Below are 15,617 nucleotides of genomic sequence, written 5' to 3' on the forward strand. Positions count from 1 at the left end.
ACGGACCGCCTTTGCCAGCTCTTGATGGGAACCGTCAGCGCCCGGATATCCTCCTAACCCTTACGGGGGCGTCTGCCCTGCTGTCCTGATCCTTTCGATGGGTGCGGAGCATGATCGAGGCTGTCGGCCTGACCAAGCGCTACGGCGACAAGACCGCCGTCTACAACCTTTCCTTCCAGGTGCGGCCGGGCGCCGTCACCGGCTTCCTCGGGCCCAACGGCTCGGGCAAGTCGACGACCATGCGGATGATCCTGGGTCTGGACAACCCGACCGCGGGCGCGGTGACGATCGGCGGCTACCCCTACCGCCGGCTGCCCAACGCAGCCCGTCAGGTCGGCGCGCTGCTCGACGCCAAGGCGGTGCACGGCGGCCGGTCCGCCCGCAACCACCTGCTCTCCCTGGCCCAGCTGTCCGCGATCCCGGCCCGCCGGGTCGACGAGGTGCTCGGGGTGGTCGGCCTCCAGGACGTGGCCGGCAAGCGTTCCAAGGGCTTCTCGCTCGGCATGGGCCAGCGCCTCGGCATCGCCGCCGCGCTGCTCGGCGACCCCGAGGTGCTGCTCTTCGACGAGCCGGTCAACGGCCTCGACCCGGAGGGCATCCTGTGGGTGCGCAACCTGATGAAGTCGCTCGCCGCCGAGGGCCGTACGGTCTTCGTCTCCTCCCATCTGATGAGCGAGATGGCGCTGACCGCCGACCACCTCATCGTCATCGGGCGGGGCCAGCTGCTCGCCGACATGAGCGTGACGGACTTCATTTCGGCCAACTCCGCCGACTTCGCGCGGGTGCGCACCCCGGACACCGAGCCGCAGCTGCGCGAGAAGCTCAGCTCGGCGCTGACCGAGGCCGGCGGCCATGTCATGCCCGAGCAGGACGGGGCGCTCCGGGTGACCGGCCTGCCGCTGCCGCGGATCAGCGACCTCGCGCACGAGGCGGACGTACGGCTGTGGGAACTCTCCCCGCACCAGGCCTCCCTGGAGGAGGCGTACATGCGGATGACGCAGGGCGCCGTCGACTACCGGTCCAGCATCGACCAGAAGGCCGGCCTCCAGCAGCCGCTGCCGCCCGGCGCACAGCCGCCGATGCCGGTACCCGGGCAGGGCCAGCCGGGCTGGTACGCCCCGCCGCCGCCCCAGCAGGGCGGCCAGCCGTTCGCAGGGGCCTACGGCGCGCAGGGGGTGCCCGCAGGCGCGTACGGCGCCCCCCAGGCCCCCTACGGGGCGCCTCAGGCCGCTCCCAACCCCTACGCCGCCCCGGCGGCGGCGCCCGCTCCGGCGCCCGCTGAATCGTCACAGCCGGCTCCCGCGCCCGCTTCCGCCCCCGCCGACCTGACCAAGCCCGAGGACGCCCGATGAGCACCCACCAGCCCCCGATGCCGCAGGCAGCCCCGGCCGCGCCCGACCGGCAGGCGGCGCCCGGCGGTCCGTACCCCGGTTACACCTCGCCGATCCCGGTGGTGCGTACCCACCTCGGGCACGCCATCGCCTCCGAGTGGACGAAGATCCGCTCGGTGCGCTCGACGATCTGGACGCTCGGCGTCTTCGTCCTGCTCGTCGTCGGCATCGGCCTCCTCACCGCCTCGGTCGTCAGCAGTTCCGCCTCGTCCGATGACCTGTCCAGCGAGAGCGCGCTGTCGCTCGGCTTCTTCGGGCTGCTGCTCGGCAGCATGTGCATCATCACGCTGGGCGTGCTGACCACGGCCTCCGAGTACGGCACCGGAATGATCCGTACGACGATGGTGGCCTGCCCCTCCCGCGCCCGCGTGCTCGCGGCCAAGGCGATCGTCTTCTTCGCGGTCGCGTTCGTGATCACCCTCGCGGCCAGCGCGTTCGTGGCCATGACGCAGGTGTCGATGCTGAACGACGTCGCCCGGACGCCGACCGGCGGGGAATGGCTGAAGGGCACCGTCGGCGTCAGCCTCTACATCGCGCTGCTCGGGCTGCTCTCGCTGATCATCGGCTCGATCATCCGGCACTCGGCGGGCGCGATCACGATCATGATCGGCGCGGTGCTCGCCCCGCTGGTGATCGCGCTGTTCATGTTCTCGCAGTCGCTGGAGAAGGTGCGCACGGCCCTGTTCGAGTACTCGATCCCGAACCAGCTGAGTGTCTTCTACTCCAACTCCCTCAGCGATTCCGGCCCTTCGGGCTGGGACCCGCTGTGGATCATCCTGCTCGTGACGGCCGTCGCGTTCGGCGGCGCCTACCTGCTCCTGGAGAAGCGGGACGTGTGACGTCCCTCCAGAGCCTCCGGTAGAACCTTCGGCAGAGCCGCCGGCCTAGAACTTCGGCGCGTTCCGGGACCGCTGCACCCGCGTGGTGCGGCGGTTCTTCGCGTTCCAGCAGGCCTTGTGCCAGTGCCGGCGCTCGTCGACGCCCGAGTGCTCCGGCCACGCCACCACGTGCGGGACACCGGAGGGGATCACCTGGTCGCAGCCCGGGCAGCGGTACGTCTTGCCGAGCGCGCTGGCGCCCGCCACGTGCCGCACGCTCCACTCCTCGCCCTGCCAGCTCTCGCTGGACTGCCAGCCGCCGTAACGGTCCGCGCGGTCGTCCTCGGCGCTCCGCCCGGAGCTCTGTCCGGACGAGGAGGCTCCATTCGGGCCCTGGGGTCGGTTGCGACGCGGGGACACGGGACACCTCTCGGGGCTATACAGGAAGCACGGGCTGTGTCCAGCCTACGACGCGCGCCCGGGGGTACGCGTAGGGCACCAACCCGCACAAGTCCCCCTCCAGGGCGACCCATTCTCCAGACAATCCGCAAATCTCTTCGCCAGGCCGTGTCCTCGGCACGTGTCAGACGGTTATGCCCTGTGGGGGAGCTCCGGGTAGGAGCCAGGAAAGCAGGAAGAAACGATGCGCGTAGGTAGTTTTGTGCTGGCCGCCCAGTTCCCGGGCCAGGGCCAGGGCGAGGCGCTGCACCGGGCGGTGCGCACGGCGGAGGTGGCCGAGGAGGCCGGTCTGGACGCGGTCTGGCTGGCCGAACACCACTTCGTGCCGTACGGCACCTGTCCGTCCGCGGTCACGCTGGCGGCTTTACTGCTGGGCCGCACCAGGCGTCTCCGGGTCGGTACGGCGGTGAGCGTACTGCCGACGGTCCACCCGGTGGCGCTCGGCGAACAGGCCGCGCTGCTGCATGTGACGAGCGGCGGCCGCTTCACCCTCGGCGTGGGCCGGGGCGGGCCCTGGGTGGATCTGGAGGTGTTCGGGAGCGGCCTCGACGCCTACGAACGCGGCTTCCCGGAATCACTCGAACTGCTGATGCGCTGGCTGCGCGAACCGGCCGTGTCGGCCACCGGGCCGCGCTTCTCGTTCCGTGAAGTCCCGGTCGTGCCACGCCCGTCGGAGGCGCTGACGGAGGCGCCCGGGCCGGAGGTGGTGGTCGCGTGCACCTCTCCGGCGAGCGTTCGGCTGGCCGCCGAGCGGGGGTTGGCGATGCTGCTTGGAATGCATGTCGGGGACGAGGAGAAGGCCGAGATGGTCGCGCTGTGGCGGCAGCACGCGCGGGCCGCCGGACGGCCCGCCGAGGAGATCCTCGGCGCGGCCCATGTCTCGGCCGGCGTCTGCCAGATCGCCGACCGGCGCACCGACGCCGTGGAGACGCTGACGAAGGCGATGCCGGGCTGGCTGAAGCAGGGCCTGGAGGCCCATGTGACGGTGGACGGCCGGTTCCGCTCGATGCGCGATCCGCTCGCCTACACCGAACTGCTCTGCGGACTGCACCCGGTGGGGACCCCGCGGCTGTGTGCCGACCGGCTCGCGGCGACCTCCGAGCGGACCGGTATCTCCCGATTCGCCCTGCTGACCGAGGGCTCGGGGGACCTTGCGGCCACGGAGGAGAACGTACGACGGCTGGGTGCCGAGGTACTGCCGCACCTCCGGTGACCGCACACCTCCGCGGGGAGCTTGCCGCCCCAGTGACTTATTGCACCTCCCGCGTGTGGAGCGGCAAGCAAGCGGCTCACTGCGTCAGCAGTACCGGAACTCCGCGTCAGCAGTCCCGGAGCTCCGGGGACTGGTTCAGCAGCTGACTGCGCACCGAGGTGAAGCGGGCCAGCCTCGCGTCCACCGAGACGTCCAGCGGGAACACCGCAACACGATGGCAGTTCTGGAAGGCCAGCCGCACACCGAAGTGCCGCTGCAGGGCGCCGCGTATGGCGTCACTCGCGAGCGCACGCAGCAGCTGACCGCGTGCCTGCTCGTCCGGCGGGGGCGTCTGGTTGTCGGCGAACTCTCCGCCGTCCACCTTCAGCTGGGCCACCAGGGAGCTGATCATCTCCCATGCGTAGGGCAGGGAGGTCCGGACGCAGTCGACGAAATCTGCTTCGTCGACCTCGCCTCGCTCGGCCTGTTCGAGTAGGGCCGGTGAGACGTCGAGCGACATGGGTTCTCCTCTCGCACCCCCGAACAGCAGGGGTTGCCGGACAGGTATGGGGAGTTCGCGATACCGAACACGCTGAGTACACACACAGCGACCTCCCGTTCACTACGGTAGGCAACGGACGGTGACGCCACCAGGAGATTGCGTATATGCGACGGTCCCTTTAGGCACACAATCGGCCAGGGTTGAACAGAGGTGTGCAGGCGACTCGTCAGGAGCGGTCGCCGGGGCCTGCCGAGAGGGCGGATCAAGCGGCGCGGCCCGCAGGGCCTCGGTTGAGGGCGGGCGGGCGAATCGCGTGGAGGGCGGGGCGTCGAGTAGCGTTGCCGACCATGCGTCTCGTCATCGCCCGGTGCTCCGTCGACTACGCCGGCCGGCTCACCGCCCACCTTCCCTCGGCCCCCCGTCTGATCCTGGTCAAGGCGGACGGCAGCGTCTCGATCCACGCGGACGACCGGGCCTACAAGCCCCTCAACTGGATGTCGCCGCCGTGCACCCTCAAGGAGGGGGCGGGCGACGAGGAAGGCGTCTGGACGGTCATCAACAAGGCCGGCGAGAAGCTCATCATCACGATGGAGGAGGTCCTGCACGACTCCTCGCACGAGCTGGGCGTGGATCCGGGCCTGATCAAGGATGGCGTGGAAGCGCACCTGCAGGAGCTGCTGGCCGACCGTATCGAGACACTCGGCGAGGGCTACACCCTGATCCGCCGCGAGTACATGACGGCGATCGGGCCGGTGGACATCCTGTGCCGGGACGCCGACGGGCAGACCGTCGCCGTCGAGATCAAGCGCCGGGGCGAGATCGACGGTGTGGAGCAGCTCACCCGCTACCTGGACCTGCTCAACCGCGATCCCCATCTCGCCCCCGTGCGAGGCGTCTTCGCGGCCCAGGAGATCAAGCCCCAGGCCCGCGTCCTCGCCACCGACCGCGGCATCGGCTGCACGATCCTGGACTACGACGCGCTGCGGGGCGTACAGGACGACAAGCTGCGGTTGTTCTGAGCGCCGGGGCCGGCTGACGCCGAAGACAGCTGAGGGCCGGTCTCCACGTGGGAGACCGGCCCTCGATCGTGGCTCAGATCACCGTGCCGGTGGATGTTCCCGGGCTGATGCCTTCCGACGCGCTGGACGTGATGACGCTCGGGGTGTCGGAGGTCGGGCCGCTGGCGGAGTCGGTCGTGCTGGGGGTGTCGCTCGGGGAGACGCTCTCCGAGGGGGTGTCCGACGGCGTCGGCGACTCGGTGGTCTTCGACGGGGACGGCGACGGTGAATGCGAAGTCGAACGGGTCGGCTTGGGCGACTTGGACGGCGTGTGAGTGGGACCGCCGCTCGACGATCCCTTCGTCCCCGACGGCGTGTCCGAAGGCGTGACCGTGTCCGACGGTGGCGTCGGGTCGTCCGACGTGCCGAGCGTGCCGTCGGGGCCGGGGTCCGTCGGCTTGGTGGTCGCCGTGCCCGTGTCGCCCGTGCCCGACGACTGCTTGGGATCGGCGTCCAGGCTGCCGTCCCCCGTGCCCTCGCCGGCCGACGGGTTGACGCTCACGTTGTTGGCCGGGTTGTCGGCGTTGTCGTGGGAGGTCATGCCGAGCCCCACCACCGTGCCGAGGACCGCGGTGAGGAGGACGCCCGAGCCCACCGCCACCAGGTTGCGGCGGGCCATGCGTACCAGCCCGCTGCCGCCCCGGTCCGCCGGCGAGTGCTCCGGGCCGCGGCGGCTGACCAGCGTCTCCGAGATCGGGGAGTGGACGGCCGGGAAGGGCGTCGTGACACCGCCCGCCGGGGATATGGACTCCTCGTGGCGGGCGTCGGGGATCTCGTCGCCCGCCATCGCGGCGAGGCTGGGAATGACCTCGCCCGAACGGTCGGCGACCAGCGCCAGCGCGCGTCGGCCGGCCGTCGTACCCCGCTTGTCGGAGAGCGCTCCGCGCAGCCCGATGGAGGCCTCCAGCTCGGCCCGGGCCCGGTCCAGCTGGTCGCCGCAGAGCGCGAGTATCCCCAACTCGTGGTGGAAATAGGCTTGTTCACTTACGTCGCCGGCCAGACGGGCGGCCTCCGCGCCGGCCCGCAGCGCGCGTTCCCACGCGCTCCAGTGCAGGCCGGCCGCGAACGCGGGCGCGGCCGTGCGGGCCAGTCGTACCGGGGTGGACTCCTGGTCCTCGGCCGGCGGCACGGTGGCCGGGACGAGGACCGCCAGGGCGGCGAGGACCGCGTCCGCCTCGGCGCACACCCGGTCGGGGGTGACGGAGGGGTGGCCGGCCCACCAGGAGTAGTGCTGGCCGGCGGTGAGGGCCTGGGTCTCGATGTCGTCGGCGTATCCGGCGGCCTCCAGCTGCTGCTGGACGCCCGCGGCGAGCCGGTAGCGGGAGCCGACCGGGGAGACCAGTCCGCAGCCCGCCAGTTCACCGAGGGCGGCGTCCGCGTGGGTGTCGCCGACCAGGGCGGGCAGATGGGCCTGGTGCGGGACCTCACCGCCGAGGGCGACCGCGAAGCGCAGGGTGGCGCGGGCGGAGGCGCTGAGGCGGGCGGCGAGCAGCGGCGCGGGCGCGGCGGCCTCGCCGAGGGACGGCAGCGGAACTTCTTCGGCCGTCTCGGCGTCGAAGGGCGCGTCGACCGACAGGTCGGACAGAGCGGACAGGTCGGACAGGTCGGAGGCGAAGACGCCGAACTCGTCGACGGCGCCCGCGCTGGCCCGCAGTTGGTCGCGCTGGCGCAGCAGCGCGCCCGCCTGGACGAATCGCAGCGGCAGGCCCTCGGACTCGAACCAGAGGTCGCCGGCCCAGTTGGCCTCCTCCTCGCTGAGTACCCGGCCGACCGCACGCTCCAGGATGTCCACTCCCCCGGCCCGCTCCAGGCCGCTGAGGAAGATCTCCTCGACCGCCGAGTCCGCGGTGGGTGCCGGCACGTCCGGGGTGGCGGCGATGAGGAAGGCGCACTCCGGGGTGGCGTCGACCAGTTCGTCGAGCCCGGAGCCGCCGAACTCGATGTCGTCGAGGACGACGACCGCGCCGATCTCACCCACCAGTTCCAGGAGCTCGTCGGGGTCGGGCCGGTGCGCGGGCGCCTTGTAGACGGCGTAGAAGAGGTCGTGGAGCAGGTCCGCGGGCGTGCGGTGGAAGCCGCTGAGGCGGACCACGCCGTCGGGGGCGAGGTCCGAGCAGTCGTCGGCGACCAGGTCGAGGAGCGCGGTGCGGCCGGAGCCCGAGGGGCCGGTGAGCCGGACGGAGCGGCCGCGGGCGAGGAGTCGTACCAGACGCTCGCGGTCGTCCTGGCGCTCCAGGAGCGGCAGGTCGGGCTGGGCGGGGCCGGGCGGCACCGGCGGCCGGGCGGCGCGCTCGTACTCGGCGCGCTCGGCGGCGGTGCGCTTCTCCGGTCTGGCGGGGCGCTCGGTCGGCGGGCAGGGTTCTATCTCGCTGCCGTCGACCGGGTTCACGGTCAGCAGGAAGTCGCCGGAGACCAGCCGTGCCGTGCGCACGAGCGCCGGCGCGCTCTGGCCGAAGTCGTTGGTGAGGGATTCCCTCGGCGGGCGCTGGCGCGGCGTGCTGCCGTCGCCGTCGTGGCCGTACGCCTCGGGTCCCGGGTTGATCGGGTCCATAGGTTCCTAGCCCCCCAAAAGCGTGGTGTGCCGTGAATGCGGGCCCCTCCCGGCCTGTTGCACACTGCGCTGTCGCTTCTGGTCCGGGCCCGCGCTCGAAGGGTGACTAGGCAGCGGGCGACCGAACCCTAAACCTTCGCACAGTATCTACGACAGTCCGGGGTACCGCGCCGTCCAAGACATCACAGTCTCGTGAGGATTGCGCACGAGGTGAGCTTGTGCGCGGTCCGTCCGGGTCTCCCCCGTCGCCCGGTCCACACCGTGTCCCACCCGTTCGCCGCCGCACACCCGTCGCACACCCGGGGCAGGCGTGACACCCCGGCCCCGTGGTCAGACCCGGGGCAGCGACTCCACCCCGATTCCCCCCTCGATCGCCAGGATCCGGTGCAGCCTGGTGGCCACCAGCAGGCGCTGCATCTGCGGCGGTACGCCGCGCAACACCAGACGGCGGCCGCAGCGGCCGGCCCGCCGGTGGGCCCCCATGATCACCCCGAGTCCGGTGGCGTCCCAGGAGTCCAGCTCGGACAGGTCCAGCACCAGATCGCCGACTCCGTCGTCGACGGCCGAGTGCAGGACCGTACGGGCGTCCGCCGCGCTGCGCACGTCGAGGCGGCCCCCGACGACCAGCTCGGCGTGGTCGCCCCTGATGTGCATATGCGCTCCCCGAGAGTGCGTGTCCTACTCCGTGCAAGTGATGTCCGGTGATGCAACCTCTGACTGCGTTCGACGGTCAGAGGTTGCCATCTGTAAGCGAACCGATACCGAATTCACCCCCGAGAGTGAAACTTTCGGGGCCTGTGCGTTTTCGGAGGCGGTTCAGAGGCTCTGGGTACGGGTGCCGGGCTGATGACGCACTGATGTTTCAGTACGTGTAGAAGCCCTGCCCGCTCTTGCGCCCGATGTCACCGGCGTCAACCATCCGGCGCATCAGCTCCGGCGGGGCGAACTTCTCGTCCTGCGACTCGGTGTAGATGTTGCCGGTGGCGTGCAGCAGGATGTCGACGCCGGTGAGGTCCGCCGTGGCCAGCGGGCCCATGGCGTGGCCGAAGCCCAGCTTGCAGGCCAGGTCGATGTCCTCGGCGGTGGCGACGCCCGATTCGTACAGCTTGGTGGCCTCGACGACGAGCGCCGAGATCAGCCGGGTCGTCACGAAGCCGGCGACGTCCCGGTTGACGACGATGCAGGTCTTGCCGGTGGACTCGGCGAACTCCCGCGCGGTGGCGAGGGTTTCGTCGCTGGTCTTGTAGCCCCGGACCAGTTCCACGAGCTGCATCATCGGCACCGGCGAGAAGAAGTGGACGCCGACGACCCGCTCGGGGTGCTCGGTGGCCGCCGCGATCTTGGTGATCGGGATGGCGGAGGTGTTGGAGGCGAGCACGGCGTCCGGACGCACGATCTTGTCGAGCGCACGGAAGATCTCGTGCTTGACCTCCAGCTTCTCGAAGACGGCCTCGACGACGATGTCGGCGTCGGCGACCGCGTCCAGGTCGGTGGTCGTGGTGATGCGGGCCAGGGCGGCGTCGGCGTCGTGCGCCTCCAGCTTCCCCCTGCTCACGAACTTGTCGTACGAGGCCTGGATGCCTCCCACGGCACGGTCCAGCGCCTCGTCGGTGACGTCCCGCAGGACCACGTCCCAGCCGCCCTGCGCGGCGACCTGGGCGATGCCGGAACCCATCAGGCCGGCACCGATGACGGCAAGCTTCCGTGCCACTCCGCTCCCCTTACACGCTGTTGAGGTATGCCTCTTTGGCGGGACCCTAGCGCTCGTGGGGGGCCGGGAAACCCGGTAAGTAATGCGTGTCACGGTCTCAGGGCGTGAGACAACCGTCACGTCTCGTCAGCCGTGCCCCGCGGCGTGGTTCATTCCCGGCCACGTAACACGATGCGCGACGCACACGCCGGTGCGTACACGACCGTCCACATGCTGTACGGCGTGCTGGTCGCCGTCGCCTTCACGACACCGGCCGTGACGGTGGGCACACGCGCGTTCCGGACGGCCGGAGCGTAACTACGCTGGTCGCATGGTCAATCTGACGCGCATCTACACCAGGACCGGCGACCAGGGCAGCACCGCTCTCGGGGACATGAGCCGGGTCGCCAAGACCGATCTGCGGATCTCGGCGTACGCGGACGCCAACGAGGCGAACGCGGCGATCGGTACGGCGATCGCGCTGGGCGGGCTGGACGAGGAGGTCGTCAAGGTGCTCACCCGGGTGCAGAACGACCTGTTCGACGTGGGAGCGGACCTTTCGACGCCGGTCGTGGCGAACCCGCAGTTCCCGCCGCTGCGGGTCGAGCAGTTCTACATCGACAAGCTGGAGGCGGACTGCGACCGCTTCAACGAGCGGCTGGAGAAGCTCCGTTCGTTCATCCTGCCCGGCGGCACCCCCGGCGCGGCCCTGCTCCACCAGGCCTGCACGGTGGTGCGGCGGGCCGAGCGGTCGACGTGGGCCGCGCTGGAGGTGCACGGCGCCGAGGGCAAGGACGGCGGCATGAACCCGCTGACCGCGACCTACCTCAACCGGCTGTCGGACCTGCTGTTCATTCTCGCCCGCACAGCCAACAAGGACGTCGGGGACGTGCTGTGGGTGCCGGGCGGGGAGCGCTGAGTCCGGGCGGTCCCCGCCCCTCCCCCGCTTCTCAGCGGCCGGTGTCGTCCTGGGCCGCGTCCTTGTCCGCCTGCCCGACCGCGGACTCGGCCGCGGCCACCTTCTGCTGCATCTCCGGGTAGCCGGAGGGGGCCGCGGGGGCGTGCTGCGCCGTACCGCCGTCGTGGGCGCAGCCGACGCAGAGCCCCGCGAGGAGGGCGACCGCGGCGGCCGCGAGCCTCGGGCGCATCAGCTCGCGCCCGCGTCGTTGTTCCGGCACCACGTCCGGACGTCGGCCAGATCGCTCTGCCGCTGCCGGAGGGTGGGGACGAGGGACTTGCGGAAGGTCAGCCGGTCCTGCAGATAGGTGGCGACCTCGCTGTGCCCCGCCGCCTTCGCGTTGTCCACCCGCTGCTGCAACCGGGCGATCGAACCGCGCCGGTCCGCCCCGGCGTTCAGCCGCCGCAGCGCGCGGTCGATGCGCCGGTCGATCTTCGGCGCCCGCTTGCACAGCGCCTGTGCGCCGTCACCGGTCGGCGTCGCCGCCGGGGCCGGCGTGCTGTCGGCCGTCGCCACGCCGGTGCCGGTCGTCATCAGCGCCGCCGCGGCCAGCCCCACGAGGAGGGTGCGCCGCCTTCGTCGTACATACATCTCTGCCTCCGTTCCCCGGGCGGTCCCGTGGTCCGCCCGACGCGACGGACGCTAGGGACCGTCTTTGGGGAAACTCTGTGACCGGTTTGCCCCGGCTGTGTCGATCAGCCAGTCCCGGTGGGCGGGCAGTTCGCCGCCGGCCCGGTCCATGCGCACCTGGAAGCGGGCGCCGGCGCCGTCCGGACCGCCGGTGACCGTGACCTCGCCCTGGTGCAGTGCCGTCTGCTGGGCCACCAGAGTCAGGCCGAGCCCCGAGCCGGTGCTGCCCGGCCCGCGCCGGAAGCGCTCGAAGACGCGGCCCCGCTCCCCGGGCGGCACGCCGGGTCCCTGGTCGTCGACGGTGATCACGACCTGCTCGCCCGCACCCCGCAGCCCGACCGCCACGCATGCCCGACCGTCCGCGTCCCGGCCGTGGGCCAGCGCGTTGGCCAGCAGGTTGTCGAGCAGCAGTCGCAGGCCCGGTTCCCAGCCGTGGACCGTGAGCCCGGGGGCCGCGTCGACGGTGATCAGGGCGTCCGGGGTGCGCCGCCGGGCCTCGGCCACCGCCGCGTCGGCGACGTCGGAGAGGTCTACGGTCCGGAGCGCTTCCGCCTCCACCAGGTCGCCGCGCCCCAGCTCGCGCAGCATCACCAGCAGACCGAGCAGCCGGGCGTGCTCGTGACGCAGGTCGGTGAGGACCTCGGCGCGTTCCGGCTCGGCGAGCTCGGGATGCGCGACGAGGATGTCGAGGTTGGTGCCCATGCTCATGAGCGGGGTGCGCAGCTCGTGGGCGGCGGCCGAGGAGAAGGAGCGGGCGGTGTCCAGGGCTTCGGCGGTGCGGGCGGCCTGTTCGTCGTAGCGGGCGAGGGCTTTCTGGAGGGTGGCGGCCAGTTCGTCGACCTCGGTGACGCCGGTCGGTTCGTGGTGCAGCCGGGTGGCGCTGGTGCGCGGGTCGAGGCCGGCGGCACGGCGGCCGAGGCGGCGCAGGGGGCCGGTGGCGCCGGTGGCGATGCCCCAGGCGAGCAGGCCGGAGAGGGGGGCGGCGAGCAGGGAGGTGGCGAGCACGCGGCGCCGGACGAGACGGAGTTGGGCCTGGTCGGCGGCGTTGGGCGCGAAGACCCACAGGGTGCCCGAGCCGCGGTCGGTGGTGATCGGCCGTGACAGGGCACGCCAGCTGGTGCCGCCGTCCCGGACGGTGACCGGGGTGCGGGCCGCCCGTGCCGGCAGCCGGACCGAGGCGTCCGGCTGGGGGCCGCCGCTGAAGGTGCCGTCCGGTGCGACGACCCGTACGCCGACGTCCAGGGCCGCGCTGAACAGCTGTCGTTCCCTGGTGTCGGCCGCCTTGGGCCGGCCGCCCGCGCTGGCCCGCAGCAGGGCGCGGGCGTCCTGGGCCACGGCGGTGGCGCGGGCCCGGAGGTGGTCGTCCTCGGCGCTGTGAAGGTCGTGGTCGACCAGCTGGAGCAGCAGCCAGCCGGAGGCCAGCACCAGCAGCGGCACGGTCACCCCGACGGCGAGCCCGATGCGGGTGGAGAGCCTCACGGCTCCTCCCGCAGCACGAAACCCACGCCGCGTACGGTGTGCACCAGCCTGGGCCGCCCGTCCGCCTCCAGTTTGCGGCGCAGATAGCTGACGAACGTGTCGACGGTGTCGGTACGCACGTCGAAGTCGTAGCCCCACACCCGGTCCAGGAGCTGGTCCCGGGTGAGGACCAGCCCGGCGTTGCGGGCGAGCACCTCGAGGAGTTCGAACTCGCGGCGGGTCAGGTCCAGGGGCCGTTCGTCCCGCGCGGCGGTGCGGGCCGCCGGGTCGATCACCAGCCCGGCCACCCGCAGCACCTCCCGCCCGGCGGGCGGCCGGCGGCGCAGCAGCGCGCGCAGCCGCAGCACCAGTTCCTGCAGCGCGAACGGCTTGACCAGGTAGTCGTCGCCGCCCGCCTGGAGTCCGGCTATCCGGTCGGCGGTCTCGTCCAGCGCGGAGAGCATGAGGACGGGGAGGTCCTGACCGTCGTCACGGAGCCGTTCGCAGACCTCGATGCCGCTCATACCGGGCATCGAGACATCGAGGACAAGCACGTCCGGCGGGGCGTCCCGGACGGCGGCCAGGGCCTGCGGTCCGCTCTCCGCCGTCCGCACCACGAAGCCGCTCAGCCGCAGCCCGCGCTCCAGGGAGCGCCGGATGGCCGCGTCGTCGTCCACGACCAGCACGGCCCCCGGCGTGTCCGCCTCGCTCATGCCCGCCTCCCTCACTCGGTGCCCGGCCAGCGTACGGTCCCCGTCCGGGCGGCCGGCCGAGGGATCCGTCTATCCGCCTCGGGTACGGCGGGCCGTCCGGCGCCGGTGTCGCGGCCCGGCCGGAGCCGGCCGAGGCCACGGCGAAGACGCACGTCAGTCGGCCGCCGGGCGGCCCAGAGCCACACAGCCGGGGCAAGCGGCCCCACCGGCAGCGGAGTTGGGCGTCCGGCAGCCGATTCCGGATAGTGGTCCAGACCTATTGACCGGTGGTCCAGACCTTTCTATTCTCGCGGCACTGTGGGTGCGAAGGCTCAGTCGCACCCCCCAACTCCCCATAGGAGGCGCACGATGCGCTTCAGACACAGAGCCGCGGCAGGGTTCGCGACCCTGTTGCTCCCGCTGGCCGGCCTGGTCGGCCTCGCGGCCCCCGCCCAGGCCGCGACGACCGCCACCGCCACCTACACCAAGACCCAGGACTGGGGCACCGGCTTCGGCGGCCAGTGGACCGTCAAGAACACCGGCACCACGTCGATCAGTTCCTGGACCGTCGAGTGGGACTACCCCTCCGGCACCTCGGTCACCTCCGCCTGGGACGCGGACGTCACCTCGTCCGGCACCCACTGGACCGCCAAGAACAAGTCCTACAACGGCTCCATCGCCCCCGGCGCGTCCGTCTCCTTCGGCTTCAACGGCGCGGGTTCCGGCGCCCCGAGCAACTGCCTCCTCAACGGCGCCAGTTGTGACGGCGGCACCACTGTCCCCGGTGACGCGGCGCCCTCCGCGCCCGGCACCCCGACCGCGTCCGCCATCGCCGACACCTCGGTGAAGCTGAGCTGGTCCGCCGCCACCGACGACAAGGGCGTCAAGAACTACGACGTGCTGCGCGACGGCAAGGTCGTCTCCACGGTGACCACCACGTCGTACACCGACACGGGTCTCACCGCCGGTACCGACTACTCCTACACGGTCCAGGCCCGCGACACCGCGAACCAGACGGGTCCGGTCAGCGGCGCGGTCTCCGTCCACACCACGGGCGGTACGACCACTCCCCCGACCACCGGCTCCAAGGTCAAGCTCGGCTACTTCACCGAGTGGGGCATCTACGGCCGCAACTACAACGTCAAGAACCTGGTGACGTCGGGATCGGCCGCGAAGATCACGCACATCAACTACGCCTTCGGCAACGTCACCAACGGCCAGTGCGCCATCGGCGACGCCTACGCCGACTACCAGAAGACGTTCACCGCCGACCAGTCGGTCAGCGGTGCCGCCGACACCTGGGACCAGCCGCTGGCCGGCAACTTCAACCAGCTGCGCGAGCTGAAGGCCAAGTACCCGAACATCAAGGTCCTGTGGTCCTTCGGCGGCTGGACCTGGTCCGGCGGCTTCGCCCAGGCCGCTGCCAACCCGACCGCGTTCGCCGACTCCTGCTACAAACTGGTCGAGGACCCGCGCTGGGCCGATGTCTTCGACGGCATCGACATCGACTGGGAGTACCCGAACGCCTGCGGGCTGAGCTGCGACACCAGCGGGGCGGCGGCCTACAAGAACCTGATGGCCGCGCTGCGCGCCAAGTTCGGCTCGAACAACCTGGTCACCGCGGCCACCACCGCGGACGGCACCTCCGGCGGCAAGATCGACGCCGCGGACTACGCGGGCGCGGCCCAGTACGTCGACTGGTACAACGTGATGTCGTACGACTTCTTCGGCGCCTTCGACGCGGACGGCCCGACCGCCCCGCACTCGCCGCTCACCACCTACGCCGGTATCCCGACGCCCGGCTTCACCACGGCCGACGCGATCGCCAAGTTCAAGTCCAAGGGCGTCCCCGCGAGCAAGCTGCTGATCGGCATCGGCTTCTACGGCCGCGGCTGGACGGGCGTGACGCAGGACGCTCCGGGCGGTACGGCGACCGGTCCGGCGCCGGGCACCTACGAGCAGGGCATCGAGGACTACAAGGTGCTCAAGACGTCCTGCCCGGTCACCGGCACCATCGCGGGCACGGCGTATGCGCACTGCGGCAGCAACTGGTGGTCCTACGACACGCCGTCGACGATCGCCGGGAAGATGAGCTGGGCCAAGTCCCAGAGTCTCGGCGGCGCGTTCTTCTGGGACTTCAGCGGTGACACCAGCGACGGCGAACTGGTGAGCGCCATCAACTCGAACCTGTAGTAACCCACCTGAGCAGGATTCGCCC

At 71.5% G+C, this 15,617-nt stretch carries 15 protein-coding genes and 1 pseudogene; 7 read left to right on the plus strand and 9 right to left on the minus strand.

The features are described 5' to 3' along the window. Positions 1 to 110 precede the first annotated feature (110 nt). On the plus strand, positions 111 to 1,352 hold the full coding sequence (locus ACZ4N4_RS43805) for an ABC transporter ATP-binding protein (RefSeq protein ID WP_467599801.1): 1,242 nt from the start codon (positions 111 to 113) through the stop codon (positions 1,350 to 1,352). After that, on the plus strand, positions 1,349 to 2,230 hold the full coding sequence (locus tag ACZ4N4_RS43810; protein WP_453580455.1) for an ABC transporter permease: 882 nt from the start codon (positions 1,349 to 1,351) through the stop codon (positions 2,228 to 2,230). The genes ACZ4N4_RS43805 and ACZ4N4_RS43810 overlap by 4 nt, the downstream gene beginning before the upstream one ends. Positions 2,231 to 2,275: 45 nt before the next feature. On the opposite strand, the gene ACZ4N4_RS43815 is transcribed toward ACZ4N4_RS43810, so the two are convergent. Next, positions 2,276 to 2,629 (minus strand): ATP/GTP-binding protein, encoded by a 354-nt coding sequence (locus ACZ4N4_RS43815; protein WP_450767313.1) that lies wholly within the window; start codon positions 2,627 to 2,629, stop codon positions 2,276 to 2,278. A 223-nt stretch (positions 2,630 to 2,852) separates the two neighbouring features. Between ACZ4N4_RS43815 and ACZ4N4_RS43820 the strand changes: the two genes are divergently transcribed. Continuing rightward, positions 2,853 to 3,881, plus strand: a complete 1,029-nt coding sequence (locus tag ACZ4N4_RS43820; RefSeq protein WP_467599804.1) for an LLM class flavin-dependent oxidoreductase — start codon at positions 2,853 to 2,855, stop codon at positions 3,879 to 3,881. A 106-nt stretch (positions 3,882 to 3,987) separates the two neighbouring features. Here ACZ4N4_RS43820 and ACZ4N4_RS43825 read toward each other — a convergent pair whose 3' ends face one another. Continuing rightward, positions 3,988 to 4,380: an SCO5389 family protein gene (locus ACZ4N4_RS43825; RefSeq protein ID WP_351710524.1), complete on the minus strand. Its 393-nt coding sequence runs from the start codon at positions 4,378 to 4,380 to the stop codon at positions 3,988 to 3,990. 329 nt (positions 4,381 to 4,709) lie between these two features. Here ACZ4N4_RS43825 and nucS point away from each other — a divergent pair, with 329 nt between their 5' ends. Continuing rightward, positions 4,710 to 5,381 carry an endonuclease NucS gene (gene nucS / locus ACZ4N4_RS43830; protein WP_362575552.1) on the plus strand — a complete coding sequence of 224 codons (672 nt, stop codon included), beginning with the start codon at positions 4,710 to 4,712 and terminating at the stop codon, positions 5,379 to 5,381. Positions 5,382 to 5,454: 73 nt separating this feature from the next. On the opposite strand, the gene ACZ4N4_RS43835 is transcribed toward nucS, so the two are convergent. The 3 genes from ACZ4N4_RS43835 to ACZ4N4_RS43845 all read right to left on the minus strand — a co-directional run bounded on the left by ACZ4N4_RS43835 (position 5,455) and on the right by ACZ4N4_RS43845 (position 9,682). Next, positions 5,455 to 7,971 (minus strand): ATP-binding protein, encoded by a 2,517-nt coding sequence (locus ACZ4N4_RS43835; protein ID WP_467599807.1) that lies wholly within the window; start codon positions 7,969 to 7,971, stop codon positions 5,455 to 5,457. Between the two features lie 330 nt (positions 7,972 to 8,301). Continuing rightward, positions 8,302 to 8,625, minus strand: a complete 324-nt coding sequence (locus ACZ4N4_RS43840; RefSeq protein WP_186284954.1) for an STAS domain-containing protein — start codon at positions 8,623 to 8,625, stop codon at positions 8,302 to 8,304. A gap of 208 nt (positions 8,626 to 8,833) precedes the next feature. Next, a complete protein-coding gene (locus ACZ4N4_RS43845) occupies positions 8,834 to 9,682 on the minus strand; it encodes a 3-hydroxyacyl-CoA dehydrogenase family protein (RefSeq protein WP_467599810.1) in 849 nt (282 codons plus the stop codon). A gap of 165 nt (positions 9,683 to 9,847) precedes the next feature. Between ACZ4N4_RS43845 and ACZ4N4_RS43850 the strand changes: the two are divergent. Next, positions 9,848 to 9,979: pseudogene (locus ACZ4N4_RS43850) on the plus strand (ABC transporter permease); the annotation flags it as partial. Between the two features lie 13 nt (positions 9,980 to 9,992). Next, positions 9,993 to 10,580: a cob(I)yrinic acid a,c-diamide adenosyltransferase gene (locus tag ACZ4N4_RS43855; protein ID WP_450767297.1), complete on the plus strand. Its 588-nt coding sequence runs from the start codon at positions 9,993 to 9,995 to the stop codon at positions 10,578 to 10,580. Positions 10,581 to 10,611: 31 nt separating this feature from the next. Here ACZ4N4_RS43855 and ACZ4N4_RS43860 read toward each other — a convergent pair whose 3' ends face one another. The 4 genes from ACZ4N4_RS43860 to ACZ4N4_RS43875 are packed head-to-tail and all read right to left on the minus strand — an operon-like array spanning position 10,612 to position 13,420. Further along, positions 10,612 to 10,809, minus strand: coding sequence for a hypothetical protein (locus ACZ4N4_RS43860; RefSeq protein WP_453580465.1), 198 nt, complete (start codon positions 10,807 to 10,809; stop codon positions 10,612 to 10,614). Further along, entirely contained in the window at positions 10,809 to 11,210 is a 402-nt protein-coding gene (locus ACZ4N4_RS43865; RefSeq protein WP_453580468.1) for a hypothetical protein, read from the minus strand. The genes ACZ4N4_RS43860 and ACZ4N4_RS43865 overlap by 1 nt, the downstream gene beginning before the upstream one ends. Positions 11,211 to 11,261: 51 nt before the next feature. Then, positions 11,262 to 12,728: a sensor histidine kinase gene (locus tag ACZ4N4_RS43870; protein WP_467599814.1), complete on the minus strand. Its 1,467-nt coding sequence runs from the start codon at positions 12,726 to 12,728 to the stop codon at positions 11,262 to 11,264. Then, positions 12,725 to 13,420 carry a response regulator transcription factor gene (locus ACZ4N4_RS43875; protein WP_453580474.1) on the minus strand — a complete coding sequence of 232 codons (696 nt, stop codon included), beginning with the start codon at positions 13,418 to 13,420 and terminating at the stop codon, positions 12,725 to 12,727. Before ACZ4N4_RS43875 ends, ACZ4N4_RS43870 begins: the two co-directional genes overlap by 4 nt. Positions 13,421 to 13,768: 348 nt before the next feature. On the opposite strand from ACZ4N4_RS43875, the gene ACZ4N4_RS43880 reads away from it, so the two are divergent. Beyond that, the gene (locus ACZ4N4_RS43880; protein ID WP_467599817.1) at positions 13,769 to 15,592 is read left to right on the plus strand and encodes a glycosyl hydrolase family 18 protein; all 1,824 of its coding nucleotides are present in this window, start codon (positions 13,769 to 13,771) and stop codon (positions 15,590 to 15,592) included. Positions 15,593 to 15,617: the final 25 nt, after the last annotated feature.

The sequence above is a fragment of the Streptomyces sp. NPDC026538 genome, from assembly GCF_055567535.1.

What these genes read in the sequence shown, in the direction of transcription:
- ACZ4N4_RS43805 (WP_467599801.1), top strand. Translation starts at nt 111, where the DNA reads ATGATCGAGGCTGTCGGCCTGACCAAGCGCTACGGCGACAAGACCGCC.
- ACZ4N4_RS43810 (WP_453580455.1), top strand. Translation starts at nt 1,349, where the DNA reads ATGAGCACCCACCAGCCCCCGATGCCGCAGGCAGCCCCGGCCGCGCCC.
- ACZ4N4_RS43820 (WP_467599804.1), top strand. Translation starts at nt 2,853, where the DNA reads ATGCGCGTAGGTAGTTTTGTGCTGGCCGCCCAGTTCCCGGGCCAGGGC.
- ACZ4N4_RS43825 (WP_351710524.1), bottom strand. Translation starts at nt 4,380, where the DNA reads ATGTCGCTCGACGTCTCACCGGCCCTACTCGAACAGGCCGAGCGAGGC.
- nucS (WP_362575552.1), top strand. Translation starts at nt 4,710, where the DNA reads ATGCGTCTCGTCATCGCCCGGTGCTCCGTCGACTACGCCGGCCGGCTC.
- ACZ4N4_RS43835 (WP_467599807.1), bottom strand. Translation starts at nt 7,971, where the DNA reads ATGGACCCGATCAACCCGGGACCCGAGGCGTACGGCCACGACGGCGAC.
- ACZ4N4_RS43840 (WP_186284954.1), bottom strand. Translation starts at nt 8,625, where the DNA reads ATGCACATCAGGGGCGACCACGCCGAGCTGGTCGTCGGGGGCCGCCTC.
- ACZ4N4_RS43855 (WP_450767297.1), top strand. Translation starts at nt 9,993, where the DNA reads ATGGTCAATCTGACGCGCATCTACACCAGGACCGGCGACCAGGGCAGC.
- ACZ4N4_RS43860 (WP_453580465.1), bottom strand. Translation starts at nt 10,809, where the DNA reads ATGCGCCCGAGGCTCGCGGCCGCCGCGGTCGCCCTCCTCGCGGGGCTC.
- ACZ4N4_RS43865 (WP_453580468.1), bottom strand. Translation starts at nt 11,210, where the DNA reads ATGTATGTACGACGAAGGCGGCGCACCCTCCTCGTGGGGCTGGCCGCG.
- ACZ4N4_RS43875 (WP_453580474.1), bottom strand. Translation starts at nt 13,420, where the DNA reads ATGAGCGAGGCGGACACGCCGGGGGCCGTGCTGGTCGTGGACGACGAC.
- ACZ4N4_RS43880 (WP_467599817.1), top strand. Translation starts at nt 13,769, where the DNA reads ATGCGCTTCAGACACAGAGCCGCGGCAGGGTTCGCGACCCTGTTGCTC.